14 protein-coding genes and 1 riboswitch are annotated in these 18600 nt (G+C 62.5%); of the genes, 12 read left to right on the top strand and 2 right to left on the bottom strand.

The genetic code is table 11. The features are described from left to right. Position 1: 1 nt before the first annotated feature. A complete protein-coding gene (locus tag CVS28_RS09140; protein ID WP_103481293.1) occupies positions 2–847 on the top strand; it encodes an SGNH/GDSL hydrolase family protein in 846 nt (281 codons plus the stop codon). Between the two features lie 72 nt (positions 848–919). Here CVS28_RS09140 and valS read toward each other — a convergent pair whose 3' ends face one another. Next, positions 920–3541, bottom strand: coding sequence for a valine--tRNA ligase (gene valS / locus CVS28_RS09135; protein ID WP_103465512.1), 2622 nt, complete (start codon positions 3539–3541; stop codon positions 920–922). A gap of 57 nt (positions 3542–3598) precedes the next feature. On the opposite strand from valS, the gene CVS28_RS09130 reads away from it, so the two are divergent. The 7 genes from CVS28_RS09130 to ndk all read left to right on the top strand — a co-directional run bounded on the left by CVS28_RS09130 (position 3599) and on the right by ndk (position 11240). Further along, a complete protein-coding gene (locus CVS28_RS09130) occupies positions 3599–4078 on the top strand; it encodes a MepB family protein (protein WP_207797184.1) in 480 nt (159 codons plus the stop codon). 154 nt (positions 4079–4232) lie between these two features. Next, positions 4233–4622, top strand: a complete 390-nt coding sequence (locus CVS28_RS09125) for a DUF488 domain-containing protein (protein ID WP_103481422.1) — start codon at positions 4233–4235, stop codon at positions 4620–4622. Positions 4623–4658: 36 nt separating this feature from the next. Next, positions 4659–5414, top strand: a complete 756-nt coding sequence (locus CVS28_RS09120; protein ID WP_103465514.1) for an SDR family oxidoreductase — start codon at positions 4659–4661, stop codon at positions 5412–5414. Positions 5415–5659: 245 nt separating this feature from the next. After that, complete coding sequence (gene ileS / locus CVS28_RS09115; protein ID WP_103465515.1) at positions 5660–8938, top strand: isoleucine--tRNA ligase; 3279 nt, start codon at positions 5660–5662, stop codon at positions 8936–8938. Beyond that, a complete protein-coding gene (locus CVS28_RS09110) occupies positions 8938–10320 on the top strand; it encodes a bifunctional folylpolyglutamate synthase/dihydrofolate synthase (protein ID WP_103465516.1) in 1383 nt (460 codons plus the stop codon). The genes ileS and CVS28_RS09110 overlap by 1 nt, the downstream gene beginning before the upstream one ends. A 3-nt stretch (positions 10321–10323) precedes the next feature. Then, entirely contained in the window at positions 10324–10779 is a 456-nt protein-coding gene (locus tag CVS28_RS09105) for a DUF4233 domain-containing protein (protein ID WP_103465517.1), read from the top strand. Positions 10780–10823: 44 nt separating this feature from the next. Next, the gene (gene ndk / locus CVS28_RS09100; protein ID WP_103481291.1) at positions 10824–11240 is read left to right on the top strand and encodes a nucleoside-diphosphate kinase; all 417 of its coding nucleotides are present in this window, start codon (positions 10824–10826) and stop codon (positions 11238–11240) included. 153 nt (positions 11241–11393) lie between these two features. Here ndk and CVS28_RS09095 read toward each other — a convergent pair whose 3' ends face one another. Then, positions 11394–12029, bottom strand: a complete 636-nt coding sequence (locus tag CVS28_RS09095; protein ID WP_103481290.1) for a vitamin K epoxide reductase family protein — start codon at positions 12027–12029, stop codon at positions 11394–11396. 369 nt (positions 12030–12398) lie between these two features. On the opposite strand from CVS28_RS09095, the gene CVS28_RS09090 reads away from it, so the two are divergent. From CVS28_RS09090 to rpmA, 4 genes are all read left to right on the top strand, one after another. Further along, on the top strand, positions 12399–15716 hold the full coding sequence (locus CVS28_RS09090) for an Rne/Rng family ribonuclease (protein WP_103481289.1): 3318 nt from the start codon (positions 12399–12401) through the stop codon (positions 15714–15716). Positions 15717–15827: 111 nt separating this feature from the next. Beyond that, positions 15828–15926: riboswitch (TPP riboswitch) on the top strand. After that, entirely contained in the window at positions 15915–17507 is a 1593-nt protein-coding gene (thiD, locus tag CVS28_RS09085) for a bifunctional hydroxymethylpyrimidine kinase/phosphomethylpyrimidine kinase (RefSeq protein WP_103481421.1), read from the top strand. Its footprint overlaps the riboswitch before it by 12 nt. A gap of 397 nt (positions 17508–17904) precedes the next feature. Beyond that, a complete protein-coding gene (gene rplU / locus CVS28_RS09080; RefSeq protein WP_044573640.1) occupies positions 17905–18213 on the top strand; it encodes a 50S ribosomal protein L21 in 309 nt (102 codons plus the stop codon). Positions 18214–18274: 61 nt separating this feature from the next. Then, a complete protein-coding gene (rpmA, locus tag CVS28_RS09075) occupies positions 18275–18529 on the top strand; it encodes a 50S ribosomal protein L27 (RefSeq protein WP_103465521.1) in 255 nt (84 codons plus the stop codon). Positions 18530–18600 lie beyond the last annotated feature (71 nt).

Here is an 18600-nt window from a genome sequence, read left to right as displayed (position 1 = left end):
CATGAACCCGAACGAGCCTTGGCTCCCGAGCGTCCCGGGACGGTACGTGGCACTTGGCGACTCGTTTACCGAAGGCGTGGGGGATGCCAGCGTCCATCTGCCCAACGGGGTTAGGGGCTGGGCCGACCGTGTGGCCGAGGCACTTGCGCGAGAAATGCCCGGATGGGAGTACGCCAACCTGGCCATCCGCAGCAAACGGCTGCGGCACATCATCGCCGAGCAGCTGGAGCCGGCAGTCGCCATGGAGCCTACCCTCATCACCCTCTACGCCGGTGGCAATGACGTGATGGATGTGGGCACCAGGGTTGCTGACATCCTGGGCCGCTATGAAGACCTTGTGGCGGAACTTGCTCGGACGGGCGCCACCCTGCTGCTCTTTACCGGATACGACGTGGAGGTTTCGCCTCTTCTGGGCCCGTTGCGGCGCAAGAACCATGCCTACAATGACGGGGTCCGGCGCATTGCCGCAAAGCATGGTGCGGTTTTGGTGGACTACGCAGAATTAGGGGCGTACGCCAATCCGCGCATGTGGGGACCGGACAGGCTCCATATGTCCAAGGCCGGGCACAAGTACCTTGCCGCCCAAGTTCTTGACGCTTTGGGTGTGTCGCACGGAATCGTGCACAAACATGGACGCAGGGCGCCTCGGGGAGTCAGACAGCGGACCAGTGAGCAGTACCTGTGGGTCACCGACTGGGTGCTGCCCATGTTTGGCCGCAAGCTCCGGGGCACCACCTTGGGGGATACGTTGACTCCGCGCTGGCCGGAGCCGGTTCGGGTGCCGCCAAAAAAGGGCCTGAAGAAGTTGGTCCGCCGCCAACTGAACTCCCCGATTAAACACATCTGACCCGCAGAAAACGCCGAAAAACACACGTAAAACGTGATTTTTCGGCGTTTTCTGCGGGCCAGTTGGAGGGGGCTAAGCCTGTACGGGCTCCTCAGCGGGCGCCAGCTCGACGTCGCTCACGGTGAGTTCGCCGTCGCCCACGGCAATGGTGATTTCAAGGGCGTTGGAGGCAGCCTTCAAGTCACCCAGGCCGGCCGTCAACTGCGCGGCCTGGACCTCGCGGGCTGTAACGGTGGCGCGGAGCACCTGGGTGCGCTGCTTGACCTTCGCCTCGGACTTGGCCTTGCGGATGCCGCTCAGCGCGTCCCCGACGGTGGCCAGCAAGGTGGTGTCGCCGTCGAGCACTTCAACGGCAACCGGCCACGCGGCGCGGTGCACCGAATCGGCACGCCACCAGCTCCACACTTCCTCCGTGGCGAACGGCAGGAACGGTGCGAACAGGCGCAGCAGCGAATCCAGCGTGGTGGCCAGGGCAGCCAAAACGGAAGCCTGTCCGGCGTCGCCCTCGGCACCGTAAGCACGGTCCTTGATGAGCTCAACATAGTCGTCCGTGAAGTGCCAGAAGAAGCTCTCGCTCAACTGCAGGGCCCGGGCGTAGTCGTACTTCTCAAACGCGGCCGTTGACGAGCGCACAACCTCGGCCAGCTGCGCCAACAGGGCGCGATCCAGCGGGTTGCTGAGAACTGCTGTGTCGGCACTGAGCACATTGGCCTCCGTGGCGCCAAGGTTTAGCACAAACTTGGAGGCGTTCAGGAGCTTGATCGCCAGGCGGCGGCCAATCTTCATCTGCGCAATCTCGTACGCGGTGTCGGCGCCGAGCTTGGCGGAGGCTGCCCAGTAGCGGACTGCATCGGCACCAAAGTCGTTGAGCACGTCGGTGGGAACCACCACGTTGCCCTTGGACTTGGACATCTTTTTGCGGTCCGGGTCAAGGATCCAACCGGAGATGGCGGCGTGCTTCCACGGCGCGTTGCCCTGCAGGGCGTCGGCGCGTACGGCGGAGGAGAACAACCAGGTGCGGATGATGTCGTGGCCCTGAGGGCGCAGGTCGAAGGGGTAAACCTTCCCGAACAGGTCCTCGTCAACGCCCCAACCGCCCACAATCTGCGGTGTCAGGGACGACGTGGCCCAGGTGTCCAGCACGTCGGCGTCGCCAACGAAGCCGCCGGCGACGTTGCGCTGATCCTCGGTGTAGCCCGGAGCTGCATCTGCTGCGGGGTCAACCGGCAGCATTTCCGTGGTGGGCAGGATGGGGTGGTCGTAGTCCGGGTTGGCATCGGCATCCAGGGGGTACCACACGGGAACCGGCACGCCGAAGAAGCGCTGGCGTGAAACGAGCCAGTCGCCGTTCAGCCCGGAGATCCAGTTGTCGTAGCGTGAGCGCATGAAGGCCGGGTGGAACTCAATGTCCTTGCCGCGGTTGATCAGGCGTTCGCGGCGGTCCTCGTCGCGGCCACCGTTGCGGATGTACCACTGGCGGGAAGAGACGATCTCCAGGGGCTTGTCGCCCTTTTCGAAGAAGTTCACGGGGTGCATGATCTTCTTGATCTCGCCGTCGAGCAGATCTGCCTCAGTGAGCATTTCCACAACGCTTTCCTTCGCGCTGAAGACTGTCTTGCCAGCAATCTTGGCGTAGTTCTCGCGGCCTTCCTCGGTGGTGATCCACTCGGGGGTGTCGCCCAGGATGCGGCCGTCACGGCCCACAATGGCGCGGGTGGGCAGCTGCAGTTCACGCCACCAGATGACGTCGGTGAGGTCACCGAAGGTGCACACCATGGCGATGCCTGAGCCCTTGTCGGCCTTGGCCAGGGCGTGCGGGCGAACCTCCACCTCAACACCGAACAGGGGGGAGGTGACCTTCTTGCCAAAGAGCGGCTTGTAGCGCTCGTCGTCCGGATTCGCTACCAGCGCCGAGCAAGCAGCCAGCAGTTCCGGTCGCGTGGTCTCAATGTAAATCTTGGTGCCGTCTTCGGCGTAGAACGGGTAGCGGTAGTACGCGCCGGGCATTTCGCGGTCTTCCAGCTCTGCCTGGGCAACTGCCGTGCGGAAGGTGACATCCCACAGTGTGGGCGCTTCAGCCATGTACGCGTCGCCCGCGGTCAGGTTCGCCAGGAACCCTCGCTGGGAGACGGCACGGGAATGGTCATCAATGGTGCGGTAGGTCAGGTCCCAGTCAACGGACAGGCCCAAGGTCTGGAACAGGTGCTCAAAGACCTTCTCGTCCTCCACGGCCAGTTCTTCACACAGTTCAATGAAGTTCTTGCGCGAGATGACGTCGAAGTCGCGCTGGTTCTTGGCGGGGGTCGCCGGTGCGCGGTAGTCGGCGTCGTAGGAGATCTTCGGATCGCAACGGACACCGTAGTAGTTCTGCACGCGGCGCTCGGTGGGCAGCCCGTTGTCATCCCAACCCATGGGGTAGAAGACGTTCTTGCCGTTCATGCGCTGGAAACGGGCCAGCACATCGGTCTGCGTGTAGGAGAACATGTGACCCACGTGCAAGGATCCGGATGCCGTGGGCGGGGGAGTGTCAATGGAGTACACCTGCTCACGGGTGGTCTCACGGTCAAACTTGTAGGTGCCCTCGTCCAGCCAGCGCTTGGTCAGAGACTCCTCGAGTCCCTCCAAAACGGGCTTGTCGGGAACGTTGTTTGTGGTGGGTGCGGGCGTGTCTGTGCCCGGAATGATTTCAGCCATTTTTCGATTCTTTCATGAGTTGACCCGGAAGCAGGATTCTGCAGGAGAATGGTGCTCGTGAAAATTCCTGAGAGCGCGCAGCAACAGTGGCACAAGGCGGGTCTGGCGTGGGCCGATGTGGTCCCCGAGACGGAAAGCGCCGAGTATTGCGCGCATCGGCTGACGTTGGGCGGCCGGTCCGCCATTTTTCGTGTTGCCAAGACCACTCCCACCAAGGCGGGACAGTTTGTCACCCTGTGGCAGCGTTCCCTGGAGGGTCCCATCCGCCCCTTTGACATGCACGACGGCGTTGAACTGTTCGTTGTCCAGGCCGCCTTGGGTGCGGGGCTGGGTGAGTTCGTGTTCCCCCTGGGCGCGTTGGCTCGCCATGGTGTGGTGTCAGTGGACGGGAAAGGCGGCAAACGGGCCATGCGCGTCTATGCGCCCGATGTGGTGACCACCAGTGTCCAGGCCCGGCGCACCCAGAAGTGGCAGTGCGAGTACTTCCTGCCGCGCGACGCCAGTGTGGCGCAGGCCAGGGAGCTGTATTCGGCCTGACGCAGCACGCAGGCACCTCCGAAAATTATGCGCGGAACTCATGCTGGGTTCCGCGCATGAACACTCATGCGCACAACCCAACGCGAGTTCTGCGCATAAGTTCAGTCGACTGAACTTATGCGCAGAACTGGCGGCCGATTTGGTGCATAAGTTCATGGCTTCAGTCGGGGATGACTGGACGCAGGGCTATGATGCGGTCGTGGGCACAGTGCGGATATTGCGTGTTTATGAGGAGCCGGATGCGGGCGAGTACCGCGTTCTGGTGGACAGGCTGTGGCCGCGCGGAGTCAAGAAGGACAAGATTGACCTCTGGCTCAAGGACGTGGCCCCCAGTGCACAAGTGCGGAATGACTTTGACCACGTGCCCGAGCGCTTCGAAACCTTCACACGTGACTACACCGCCGAGTTGCGAGCCAACCCGGCCATGGCACAGCTGCGTGACGTCATTGCCGGCCACCAGCATGTGGTGCTGCTCTATGGTGCCAAGGACACGCAGCATAACCAGGCGGCGGTGCTGCTGGAATTCCTCAAACACCCAGCATGAATCAGGAGCCCGTCCCCGGCACGCTACATTTAAGTCATGGCTGAAAACACTTCCAAGCATGCAGTTGTCACCGGCGCCAGTTCAGGCATAGGAGCAGCAACTGTCCGTAAACTTCGCGCCGATGGCTGGACAGTCGTTGCAGTAGCCCGCCGTGCCGACCGGCTTGAAAAGTTGGCCCAGGAGACAGGCGCCCTGGCGTTTGCCGCGGATGTGACCAGGGACGAAGACGTCGCGGCCCTCGTGGATTTCGTGGCTGCCCATGGCGGCCTGGATACACTGATCAACATTGCAGGCGGCGCCCGTGGCACCGACCATCTGGCCACCGCCAAGGCAGAGGACTGGGACTGGATGTATCAGGTCAACGTCCTGGGCACCATGAAAATGGTCCAGGCCTTCCTGCCGGCCCTACGCGCCCACGGCCATGGCACGGTTTTGAACCTGACCTCCACCGCGGCCCTGGCAGCTTACGAGGGCGGCGCCGGCTACAACGCGGCCAAGTTTGCCCAACACGCCATCACCAGTGCCCTGCGGCTGGAAGAGGTGGCAAACAACCTGCGCGTCATCGAGGTGGTACCGGGCCTGGTGCAGACCGAGGAATTCGCCCTCAACCGTCTGGCTGGTGACGCCGAAGCCGCCAAGAAAGTCTACGAAGGCGTGGCAGCGCCCCTGACCGGTGCGGACGTGGCAGATGTGGTGAGCTACGCCGTCGGGCTTCCCCACCACATCAACTTGGACCAGATTGTGGTGCGCCCCGTGGCCCAGGCCGCCAACCACAAGCTGATCCGCAGCTAACAAACACAGACAGCGGCCGCATCTAGTAGACTTGCCAGCAAAGCGTTGACCCGGCCATCACCGGTGAGCTTCCGGAAGAACACACCCTCATGGAAGGTGTCAGTAGAACCGGACGGGTAAGCCCGTCACAGCAGCTAATGAGCGGCCGCACCCGGGGTAAAAAACGGGGGTGGTAAGCGAGGTGGTACCGCGGCGCAAGCCGTCCTTGCATCCTGATCAAGAACACCCACAACCAGGATGATGTGATGACCCACTTCCCGAAGGCTTCAGCCGCCGCCGGCCTCCACGCCGAATCCAAGCATGTTCCCTCCTCCGTGAATTTCCCGAAGGTGGAAGAACTCGTCCTGAAGTACTGGGATGAGGACGGCACGTTCCAGGCCAGCATCGATGCGCGCGACGCCGGCGAAAATGGGTCCAACGAGTTCGTCTTCTACGACGGCCCTCCCTTCGCCAACGGCCTGCCGCACTACGGCCACCTGCTCACCGGCTACGCCAAGGATTTGGTGGCCCGCTACCAGACCCAGCGCGGGCGCCGCGTGGAGCGCCGCTTTGGTTGGGACACGCACGGCCTGCCCGCCGAGCTGGAAGCCATGAAGCAGCTGGGCATGACAGACAAGGCCCAGATCGAGGCCATGGGCATCGACAAGTTCAACGACGCCTGCCGCTCCTCCGTCATGAAGTACGCCGGCGAATGGCAGGAATACGTCACCCGCCAGGCCCGCTGGGTCGACTTCGACAACGACTACAAGACCCTCAACGTTGAGTACATGGAGTCCGTCCTCTGGGCGTTCAAACAGCTCCACTCCAAGGGCCTGACCTACAACGGCTACCGCGTGCTGCCGTACTGCTGGAAGGATGAGACACCCCTCTCCAACCACGAGCTGCGCATGGACGACGACGTCTACAAGGACCGCCAGGACCAGACCGTCACCGTCACCTTCCCCATCGTGGCCGGCGAGTCCGCGCTGTCCCAGGAGCTGGCCGGCGTTGGGGCCATCGCCTGGACCACCACGCCCTGGACCCTGCCCACCAACCAGGCCCTCGCCGTGGGGCCCAAGGTGAGCTACGCCGTCGTGCCCGTTGGCCCCAATGGGGTTTCGCTGGGCGCAACAGCTGAGAAGTTCCTGCTCGCCGCTGACCTGGTGGGCGCCCACGCCAAGGATCTGGGGTACGACGACGCTGCTGCCGCGACTGCCGCTGTCACTGCCACCTACGCGGGCGCCGAGCTTGAGGGCCTGAAGTACGAGCCGCTGTGGGACTACTTCGCCGACGACGAAAAGTACGGCACGGCCAAGTCATGGCAGTTCCTGCTGGCCGACTACGTGACCACCACCGACGGTACCGGCATTGTCCACCAGGCCCCCGCCTACGGTGAAGAGGATCAAAAGGTCTGTGAGCAGTACGGCATCCCGGTGGTCCTCTCCGTCGATGAGGGAGCCAACTTCCTGCCGCTCTTTGCCGAAGGCCCGCTGAGCGAGATCGCCGGCGTGCAGGTCTTTGACGCCAACAAGGCGATCACGAAGGTGGTCCGCGAGGCCGGCCGCCTGGCCCGCCAGGCCAGCTACGTGCACAGCTACCCGCATTGCTGGCGCTGCCGCACACCCCTGATCTACCGCGCCATCTCCTCCTGGTACGTGGAAGTCACCGCGTTCAAGGACCGCATGGTTGAACTGAACCAGGACATCAACTGGATCCCCGGCAACGTCAAGGACGGCCAGTTCGGCAAGTGGCTGGCCAACGCCCGCGACTGGTCCATCAGCCGCAACCGGTACTGGGGCAGCCCCATCCCGGTGTGGCAGTCCGATGACCCCGACTACCCGCGCACCGACGTGTACGGCTCCATCGCCGAGATGCAGGCTGACTTTGGCCGCCTGCCGCTGAACAACGAGGGCGAAGTTGACTTGCACCGCCCGTTCATCGACGAGCTGACCCGGCCCAACCCGGATGACCCAACAGGCAAGTCCACCATGCGCCGCGTGGAGGACGTGCTGGATGTTTGGTTCGACTCCGGCTCCATGCCGTATGGCCAGGTCCACTACCCGTTCGAGAACGAGGAATGGTTCAACACCCACAACCCGGCGGACTTCATCGTCGAGTACATTGGTCAGACCCGCGGCTGGTTCTACATGCTGCACATCCTCTCCACGGCACTCTTTGACCGCCCGGCGTTCCGGAACGTCATCAGCCACGGCATCGTGCTGGGTTCCGACGGGCAGAAAATGTCCAAGAGCCTGCGCAACTACCCGGACGTCTCCGAGGTCCTGGACCGCGACGGTTCCGACGCCATGCGCTGGTTCCTGATGGCCAGCCCCATCCTGCGCGGCGGCAACTTGGTTGTTACCGAGCAGGGAATCCGCGACGGGGTCCGCCAGGTCATCCTGCCCCTCTGGAACGTCTACAGCTTCTTCACCCTCTACGCGAACACGGCCAACGGCGGCAAGGGCTACGACGCCAAGCTCCGTTACGACGACTACTCCGATCCCATGGACCAGTACTTGTTGGCCAACACCGGCGACCTGGTCCGCGAACTGACGGCCAAGCTCGATGACTACGACGTCTCCGGCGCGTGCGAATCCCTGCGCGTCTACTTCGACATGCTCACCAACTGGTATGTGCGCCGCAGCCGCACCCGCTTCTTCGATGAGAACGTGGACGCCTTCGACGCCCTCTACACGGCGCTGGAAACCGTGTGCCGTGTGGCTGCTTCACTGCTGCCGCTGGTCACCGAGGAAATCTGGCGTGGCCTGACAGGCGGCCGTTCGGTGCACCTCACCGACTGGCCCAACGCCGATCTGTTTGTGCCCAACACCGCACTGGTTGAGCAGATGGATAAGATCCAGCAGATCTGCTCCACTGGCTCAAGCCTGCGCAAGGCGGCCAAGCTGCGCGTCCGCCTGCCCTTGGCGGAACTCACGGTGGTGGCCCCCAATGCCGCCCTGCTGACCGACGGCGCCGGCGTGGTGGCGGACGAGCTGAATATCCGCTCGGTGCGCTTCGTTGACGCTGCCGACGCTACTCCGGAGGAGTTTGGCATCTCGCAGAAGTTGGTTGTCAACGCCCGTGCTGCCGGACCTCGCCTGGGCAAGAACGTCCAGCTCGCCATCAAGGGCTCCAAGTCCGGCGACTGGTCGCTCACCAACGGCGTTGTCACGGCCGGTGGCCTGGCGTTGGAACCGTCCGAATACACGCTGGAGACAGTTGTTTCTGACGGGCACGACGGCGGCGCCAGTGCGGTGGCGATGCTGCCCGGCGGCGGTTTCGTGGTGCTCAACACCGAGCTGACACCCGAGCTCGAGGCCGAAGGCACGGCACGGGACATGGTCCGCGCCATCCAGCAGGCCCGCAAGGACACCGGCTTGCAGGTCAGTGACAGGATCCGCACCATCATCAGCGCCCCGCAGGACATTGTTGATGCCCTGCACGCCAACGCCGAGCTGGTCAAGACTGAGACCTTGACGCTGAAGCTTGAACTCATCCCCGGTGACGTTGAAACCACCATCACTGTTGAACGGACCGTAGCCTAATGACTGCCAATCACGACGAATTCTCTGTGGAGAGTGTCTACGCCGAACTTCTGGGCCGCGCCCCAGAGAACAAGATGGAGCCGCGGCTTGCTCCGCTGTTCCGAGCCATGGACATCCTGGGTCAGCCGAACAAGGCGTTCCCGATCATCCACATCACGGGCACCAATGGAAAAACTTCCACGGCCCGCATGATCGAGGCCGGCCTGCTGGCCCACGATCTGCGCACCGGCCGCTACACCAGCCCGCACCTGACAAAGGTGACGGAGCGCATCAGCATCGACGGCGCACCCGTCAACGACGCAACGTTCGTGCGGATTTGGGATGAGATCCGCCCCTACCTGGACATTGTTGACGCTGAGCTGAGTGCTGCCGGCGAGCAGCGGCTCACGTACTTTGAGTGCCTCACCATCTTGGCGTTTGCCATTTTTGCTGACGAGCCGGTGGATGTTGCCGTCATGGAAGTTGGTTTGGGCGGCATTACCGACGCCACCAACGTGGGCGACGGCCAGGTAGCTGTCATCACCCCGATCTCCTTGGACCATGTGGAGCTGCTGGGTGACACCACAGCCCTCATCGCCACCGAAAAGGCCGGCATCATCAAGGAAGGCGCGTTCCTCATCAGCGCCGCCCAGCCTGCTGACGCCGCCCAGGTCCTGCTGGACAAGGCACGCGAAATGCACGCCGACTTCCGCTTTGAAGGCATTGAATTTGGTGTGGAAGCACGCACCATCGCCGTGGGCGGCCAAATGTTGGACCTGCAGGGCCTGGCCGGACGTTACCCGGGCATCCTGCTCCCGCTTCACGGTGAACACCAAGCCCAGAATGCCGCCGTCGCACTTGCCGCGTTGGAGGCATTCCTTGGCGGGGGAGAGAAGGAACTGAGCCACGAGCTGGTTCAGGAGGGCTTTGCCGCCGTCACCTCCCCGGGACGTCTTGAAGTCCTGCGCACCTCGCCCACCATTGTGGTGGATGCGGCCCACAACCCGGCCGGCATTGCCGCCAGTGCCAAGTCGCTGCAGGAATCCTTTGCCTTCAGCAAGTTGGTGGTGGTCCTGGGTGTCCTGGTTGAAAAGGATGCGGAGGAGATTCTGCGCACCATCAAGGAATCCTACGGTGATGAGGCTGCGGAGATTTGCTTGACGCAGTCCAACTCTCCCCGCGCCATTCCAGCCGCCGAGCTGGCCGAGATGGCAGCCGACCTGGGCTGGTTGGACGAGGACATTCACATTGCTGAAAGGCTCGACGACGCTATTGAGTGGGCTGTTGAACGCGCCGAGTCGAACAACGACCTGGCCGGCGGTGTGCTGATCACAGGGTCCATCACGCTGGTGGGGGAGGCCCGCATCCTGCTGGGCCGCCCCGGTGAAAAGGAAGGTGCCTAAGCCATGGCGAAATTGACCAAGGCGCAACGCGAGTGGAAGCCCAATACACCTAAAAAGCTCCGCTCCACCCGCATGATGTTTGCCTCAGTGGTGCTCATGCTGGAAGCCTTCGTGGCGCTCTTCCTCGGTTTGGGACTGTTTGGCCTCAAGGACAAGAACCCGCTCTTCCTGGTGGCGGCAGCAGTCCTGGCCGTCCTGTTCATCGCGGCCTGCGGAGTGGTTCGCAAGCCGTGGGGACCGGCCTTTGGCTGGGTCCTGCAGGCGGCACTCATTGCCGGCGGCTTCTGGGAACCGTCCATGTTCGTTGTGGGCATCCTGTTTGCCGCAGCCTGGTGGTACGCCCTCTACGCCGGTGCCAGGATTGACCGGGAGAACGTTGACCGGGCCAAAGCGCAGGCGCGGTGGGACAGCGAACACCCCGACATCAGCGGCGACGGCCCAGCGGCCGCGGCCAAGTAAACTGAATCTGAAAACACTTTTCACCTATTTTGTTTGGAGTTACTGTGAGCATTGAGCGCACTCTTGTCCTGGTCAAGCCCGACGGCGTGGCACGCAACCTCGCCGGTGCCATCCTGGCCCGCGTTGAGGCCAAGGGATACACCCTGGCAGAACTGAAGAAGGTCACTGCCACCCGTGAGCAGCTCGAAGCGCACTACGCAGAGCACAAGGGCAAGCCGTTCTACGCGCCCCTGGTTGAGTTCATGCTCTCCGGTCCCGTTGTGGCGGCCATCTTTGAAGGCAACCGTGTCATCGAGGGCTTCCGCGCCGTAGCCGGAACCACTGACCCCACCACGGCAGCGCCGGGCACCATCCGTGGCGACCTGGGCCGCGACTGGGGCCTGAAGGTTCAGCAGAACCTGGTCCACGGCTCCGACTCGGTGGAGTCCGCTGAGCGCGAGATTGGCATCTGGTTCGCCTAAGCGAATTACGTTTGAAAGTACGACGACGAAGGGCACCTCCCGCTGGGAGGTGCCCTTCGTCGTCGTACGTGAAAATCTGTGTCGCAGTTGTTGCATCAAATGGGCCCCGGAAAGCGCTACCCAAGGCATCTACTGCTACATAGATGGTGGGGGCTAGGCGTTGGAGGGGATGATCAGGTGCATGAACCTGAAGAAGATGGAGGCAAGAACAGCCACGTAGAACAGGCCCATAATGACCCAGGCCCAGTCGTTGATGAACTTGGTCAACGCCGGTGTGGCGGGGATGACCCCATGGTTGATGTTCCGCACGGTAGTCCAGACGAAGATCGGAATCATCATGGCCCAGACGATCATGCAGTAGGGGCACAGGACCGCCAGGGTGTAGAGGGCCGTGAACCAAAACCAGGACACCAGGGCCATGCCGGCCGTGATGCCCACCTGCAAGCAGATCCAGAACCAGCGCTGCATGTGTGCCCCGGCGAGCAGGACAACCCCGACGGTGATGAGCACTGCAAAGGCCACCACGCCGATGAACGGGTTGGGGAAGCCGAGAATTGCGGCCTCGGGGGTCTTCATGACGTCACTGCAGGAAATCCATGCGTTGAAGTCGCAGCTGGCGTTGGCGTTGGGATTTTTGTAGAGTTCCAACCGCTCAAGCACCAGCGTGAAGGACGCCACCCAGGCAATGGCGCCTGTGATGATCAAGAACCACCCGAACGATTTGGCCCGTACCAGGGCTGGCTTGTCGATGTCCGCTGGATCGCTGGTGGAAACTTTGGTGCTAGGCATTGTGTCCTTTTCATCGGGATGAGGTGAATGTGTCCTGATTGTAGCTTGAGTTTCTTGGCGCGCCATGGAGAAAACTGCTCCATGACAGGGCTCGTATGAGACAATGGTTTCGGCTGACTGGCGATCCACGTGCGTCTTTCAGTCCAATGGCACGCCCACGGGTTGCCGGTGACGACGCTGCCAGTGTGTGCAGCCATCCACCGGACTCATTCCGTAAACCATTGGCTTATCAGAGCTTGCGCACCCAGAAGTTGGTGCCGCCTGAGAAGTAATTAGACGACTTCCGTCGACGCCTGCGGGTGTTGGCACATTAGCCGATTTCGGCGCTCGATGTGGGTGCGCTGTTTTGGCGCGAAAGTAACGCCCACTATGAATAATGAACAGCCCACATTTGATGCAGCAGAGGCTGCTGTTGCAGCCCCCGCCAAGGCCAAGGCTCCCCGTTCGCGCCGTGCCACGGCCGCGGTAACCAGCCCGGCTGCGGCCCCTGCCGCTGTTGAAAGCACTACTGCTGAAGCCAACACAGTTGAAACAGCCGTGGAAACAGCAACAAGCACAGCGCCAGCCGTGAAGGCCCCCGTCCGCCGCAGCCGCGCCAAAAAGGAAGCCGCTCCCGTTGATGCCGAGCAGCCGGCCTCGCTGCTCGATTCCCCTGAAGCAGCAGCGCCGGAAGCAGCGCCGGTCAAGCGAGCTGCCCGCCGTCGCGCAACGGCACCTGTTACTGCACCCGCTGCGGTTCAGGGTGAATTAAGCATTCCAGGTGAGGAAGCCGCAGCGGCGCCCGCTGCCAAGGCGCCTGCCAGGCGGACCCGCACCACCAAGGCTGCAGCCGTCCCAGCCGCCGAAGAAGTAGTTGCAGCAGACGTGGTTGACGCAGCGGAGCCTGCGCCCGCGGCCAAGGCCAAGGCGCCCCGCCGCGCCACCAGGAAGGCTGCTGCCCCTGCGGCCGAGGTGCCGGAGCAGGGCGCGCTGGAAACCGCCGTGGATTCTGTGGCACAGGAAGCAGCAGTACAGGCCCCCTCAGCGCCGAAGACCACTCGGAGCCGTCGCAAGCCTGCCACCCAGACCACTGTCCCCGCCGAGTCCCCGGCTGTCCCCGCCGAGGAGCCGGCCCAGGAGCCTGTGGCAGAGGAAGTGGTGGAAGCCGCAGCGGCCCCCGTGGCTGAGGCCTTGTTCTCAGCACCGACAAGCGGCATGTCCACGCTGTTCCTGGCCCCGGACATGAGCATGGCGGTGCCTGCCGTTGTTGCCCAGGATGACAATGATGACCGTGATGACGAGCAGGACGGCAACGATGGCGATCGTCGCGGCCGGAACCGCAGCCGTAACCGCCGTACCCGCCCCGCCGAAACGGATGCGGCCCAGTCCGACGACGACTCAGCCATTGAGCAGGACACTGATGCGCCCGACGACGGCGTGACCTCGCGTCGCCGTCGTCGTCGCCGCCGTGGCGATGCTGACCTGGAGCTGACGGGCGGCACCGATGAGGACCCGCCCAATACCGTGACCCGCGTGCGTGCCCCGCGCACCCCCGCCGAGCCCAGCGCCAGCGCATCCAACCGGGTGACAAGCCTGCGCGGCTCCACTCGTTTGGAAGCTAAGAAGCAGCGCCGCCGCGATTCCCGCGACTCCGGCCGCCGTCGCACAGTCATCACGGAGGCTGAATTCTTGGCCCGCCGCGAATCGGTTGACCGGGTCATGGTCGTGCGCCAGAGCGATGACAGGATCCAGATCGGTGTCTTGGAAGACGGCATCCTGGCCGAGCACTTTGTCTCCAAGACGCAGCAGGATTCCCTCATCGGCAACGTGTACCTGGGCAAGGTCCAAAACGTGCTGCCCAGCATGGAAGCTGCCTTCGTTGACATTGGGCGCGGCCGCAACGCCGTGCTGTACGCCGGTGAAGTTGACTGGGACGCCGCCAACCTCAACGGTCAGCCGCGCCGCATTGAGAACGCGCTGAAGTCCGGCGACTCCGTCCTGGTGCAGGTCTCCAAGGACCCCGTAGGCCACAAGGGTGCCCGCCTGACCAGCCAGATTTCCCTGCCCGGGCGCTACCTGGTGTTCGTGCCGGGCGGTTCCATGACAGGCATCTCCCGCAAGCTGCCCGACGTCGAACGCAACCGTCTCAAGCGCGTCCTGAAGGACCACCTGCCCGAAAACGCCGGCGTCATTGTGCGCACGGCTGCCGAAGGTGCCAGCGAAGAAGAGCTCACCAATGACATCAACAGGCTCCGCGCCCAGTGGGAAGGCATCAACAACCGTGCCTCCTCCCACAAGACGCTGGCCCCCGAGATGCTCTACGGCGAGCCGGACCTGACCATCAAGGTGGTCCGCGACGTCTTCAACGAGGACTTCTCCAAGCTGGTTGTTTCCGGCGAGGACGCCTGGGACACCATTGAAGCCTATGTGACCTATGTAGCCCCGGATCTGCTGGACCGCCTGGAAAAGTGGAGCAAGAGCGAGGACATCTTTGCCGCACATCGGATCGACGAGCAAATCTCCAAGGCCCTGGAACGCAAGGTCTTCCTGCCCTCCGGTGGCTCGCTGGTCATTGACCGCACGGAAGCCATGACTGTGGTTGACGTCAACACCGGTAAGTTCACCGGTTCCGGCGGAAACTTGGAAGAAACAGTCACCAAGAACAACCTGGAAGCTGCCGAAGAAGTGGTGCGCCAGCTGCGTCTGCGCGATATTGGCGGCATCATTGTCATTGACTTCATCGACATGGTGCTCGAATCCAACCGCGACTTGGTATTGCGCCGCCTGGTGGAATGCCTGGGCCGTGACAGGACCAAGCACCAGGTTGCTGAAGTAACCAGCCTGGGCCTGGTGCAGATGACACGCAAGCGCATGGGCACTGGCCTGCTGGAAGTCTTCGGCGAACAGTGCGGCACCTGCTTGGGCCGCGGCATGGTCACGCACGAGATCCCCGTTGAGCACCGCCGTGTGCACACTGTTGCCGTGGAGTCGCCGCAGGCACATGCTGCCAAGGTGGCGCAGGAACAGCGCGACAGTGACCGCACCACAGCCAACAGGTCCACACGCAGCGAACGCAAGCGCAACCGCAACCGTTCCAAGCCTGAGTCCGAGCAGGCTGAACACGCCCCGGTGGAGCTGCATGAGGAACCCACTGATGCTCAGAAAGCTCAAAAGGCCCATGAAGCCCGTGCCGCGTTGGCCAACATTGCAGCCGCTGCTGCAGCCTCGCACCATGAGCACGACGCTCCCGCAGCTCCTGTTGCAGTGCCGTCAGCGCAGCAAGACAATGATGCGCCCGACGCCGCAACACTCACCCTGGGTGGGGAAGCCATTGAGCTGCCCCGCGGCCACCGCAGTGAAAGCTCCGGTTCCGCCGAGACCAGCAACGCCGACCAGGCTGCGGCCTTGGCTGGCTTGACCCAAGCGCTGGATCAGTTGACCAGCCCGGGCCAGGACCAGTCAGCGCCGGATACTGCCGAGGCAGGTGGCAACAACCGCTCGCGCTCACGCCGTGGACGCCGCAACCGTAGCGCCCGCAGTGCACAGGGCGGAGCCGACATGGCGGTGGAAACTGCCGAGTCGCAGGCCCCGGCCCAGGGTTCGGTGCAGCACAGCAGTGCTGCCGTGGACTTGCCGGCGGCAGCCAAGCCGGCCAGGAGTTCCGAGCCGATCATCCTCGGTGTGGGAGTTCCCGCCTCGGAGCTGTAGCCAGCCTCTCAACTGACCCGCAGTAAAGGTCGAAAAAACGCGTTTTCAGCCCGTTTTTCGACCTTTACTGCGGGTCAGTTTGGTTTAACCGCTGGGGCGGGGTCTAGGGTTGAGAGCGACACGGGGTGCCTGGACAAGAGGTCCGGCTGAGAAAAGACCCGTTGAACCTGCCCGGCTAGCACCGGCGAAGGGATGTCCATGGAAACCTTGCTTTCTGCCCCGCCACTTTTGGATTCACCACCCCGGGCCCGTGAGGCCAGTCCCGGTTCCCGGCAACAACGGGGCGTCAGTCACCCGCGCGTTCTGAGCATTGCCGGTTCCGACCCCTCAGGGGGTGCCGGCATTCAGGCAGACATCAAGGCCATCAGCGCCCACGGCGGCTACGCCATGGCTGCCCTGACAGCGTTAACGGCTCAAAACACCACAGGTGTGCACAGTGTCCATGTGCCGCCCGTGGCCTTCCTCGCGGAGCAACTGGAGGCCATTTCTGCCGACATTGACATTGATGCAGTGAAAATAGGCATGCTCGGCACCGCGGAGGTTATGACCGTGGTGGGGGACTGGCTGGCAAGAACCCGGCCGCCCGTGGTGGTTCTTGATCCTGTCATGGTGGCTACCAGTGGCGATGAGCTTATGGCGCCGGCAGCGCGCCAGGGTTTGCTGCGGTTGTTGGAAAGCACTCACCTGGTTACACCCAATATTTTGGAACTTGCCGTGTTACTGGGACAACCCCAAGCTAAGAACTTTGACGAGGCGCTGCGCCAAGGCCTGCAGCTGGCCGCTGCCCACGGGGTCGCCGTTCTGGTCAAGGGCGGGCACCTCCCGGGGGAGGAGTGCTTGGACGCACTCGTACAACACGACGGCACCGTTGAGGTGTTTACAGCACCCAGGGTGGATACCCCCAACACCCATGGCACGGGCTGTTCACTGTCTGCCGCAGTGGCCACCTTGCAGGCGCAGAAGGGTGACTGGGCCGTCAGTGTGCGCCACGCCAAGTCCTGGCTGAGCGTCGCCCTGGAAACGGCCCATGAGTTGAATGTGGGCGAAGGCGCCGGCCCCATCAACCATTTCCACGCGCTGTGGGACAGTGCGGCACCGACCCTTGATGCCTTCAGTCAGCAGTTGTGGCAGGAATGCGAGGTGCAGCGTGAAGCCATTTTCGGTCTTGATTTCATCAAGGAGTTGGCGGCCGGGACATTGCACAGCGACCACTTTGCGTACTACCTTGCCCAGGATGCGCTGTATTTGAGTACGTATTCGCGTGTTCTGGCCAGGGCCAGCGCCCTGGCGCCTACAGAGGTGGAACAAAAGTTTTGGGCCGGGAGTGCGCAGAATTGCTTGGAGGTTGAGCTGGCCCTGCACCGCGACTGGCTCAGCCACTACCCCACGGACATGCGGCAGGGCCCCGTCACCAAACATTATGTTGACCACCTCCAAGGTGTCGCCTTCTCCGGCAGCTACGGGGAAGTGGTGGCCGCCGTACTGCCTTGCTATTGGCTTTATGCAGAGGTTGGCCGGGTGCTGCACCAGGACTACTTGTCCTTCTCGGGCGAGCACCCCTATGGGACGTGGCTGGCGACCTACGCCGATGATGACTTTGCCCAGGCCACTGAAACGGCAGTAGCCATCATGGATGCGGCCGCGCGGCGCGGCTCAGCAAGGGAACGCGAAGGCATGCGGGCCGCTTTTGCCCACTCGGCCCAGTATGAGGTGGATTTTTTTGCCGCCCCACACAGTTTCTTTGACGGTTGGGCCGCCAAATCCGCGCCAATTGGGGCCTTGGGTGATTAACGCCACCAGCTCTGAGGCAGAATCGCGGCGCGTCATGGGGCGAAATGGCAAAAACTCTCCGCATCCACGCTAAAGTTGGTGAGTACGGTTTCCCGCTCCTCTATGGCAACTGGGCAAATTTAGGTTTGTTCTGTCGTCCACTGTGAGTGTGGGTAATCAGTGTCATTTGCGCCCGGAGACAGAGTTAGCGTATTCTTGATCTTCGGTGCTTACGCCAACACCTAGGGCAACCACTCCATGGCAGAACTCCATTGAGGTCCACGGCGTTGAGGCACGTAGTATGCACCCCGTGCCCGTTCTATTCTGAACAGCGGGCGCATACGGTTGGTAGATGTCAATCATGATTCCTACCGGCACAAAAACTTTGTAATAAACGTCGAGAGAAGTGAGTTCCCCAGTGGTGTACGCGATTGTCCGCGCAGGCGGCCGTCAAGAAAAGGTTTCCGTCGGAGACCACGTGACCATGAACCGCGTCCCCGGTGGAGTTGGCAGCACGCTTGAGCTGCCCGCTTTGCTCTTGGTTGATGGTGACAAGCTCACCACAGCCGCGAAGGACCTGGCTAATGTGAAGGTTACGGCTGAGAAGTTGGAGGATCTTCGTGGACCGAAGATCGTCATCCAGAAGTTCAAGAACAAGACCGGCTACAAGAAGCGCCAGGGTCACCGTCAGGAACTGTCCAAGGTCAAGATCACTTCAATCGCTTAATAAGCGTTTTTGAAGTTCGATCCACTTTAGAATCTTTTAGTAAAAAGGCAGGCATTTTCAAATGGCACATAAAAAAGGTGCGAGTTCCTCTCGCAACGGTCGTGACTCAAACGCCCAGTACCTGGGCGTAAAGCGCTTCGGCGGTCAGGTTGTCAAGGCAGGCGAAATCATCGTTCGCCAGCGCGGCACCCACTTCCACCCCGGTGAGGGTGTTGGTCGTGGCAAGGATGACACGCTGTTCGCATTGGACGCAGGCGCTGTCGAGTTCGGCACACGTCGTGGACGTCGTGTTGTGAACATCGTCGCTGCGGTCTAATACCAAAGCTTTTCCAGTGGAGCGGGCCGCATGGCTCGCTCCACTGGCTTTTAACACAGATACATTTTTCG

The sequence above is a fragment of the Arthrobacter glacialis genome, from assembly GCF_002909415.1.
Taxonomy (GTDB): domain Bacteria; phylum Actinomycetota; class Actinomycetes; order Actinomycetales; family Micrococcaceae; genus Specibacter; species Specibacter glacialis.
This window is presented reverse-complemented; position numbering and strand designations above follow the sequence as displayed.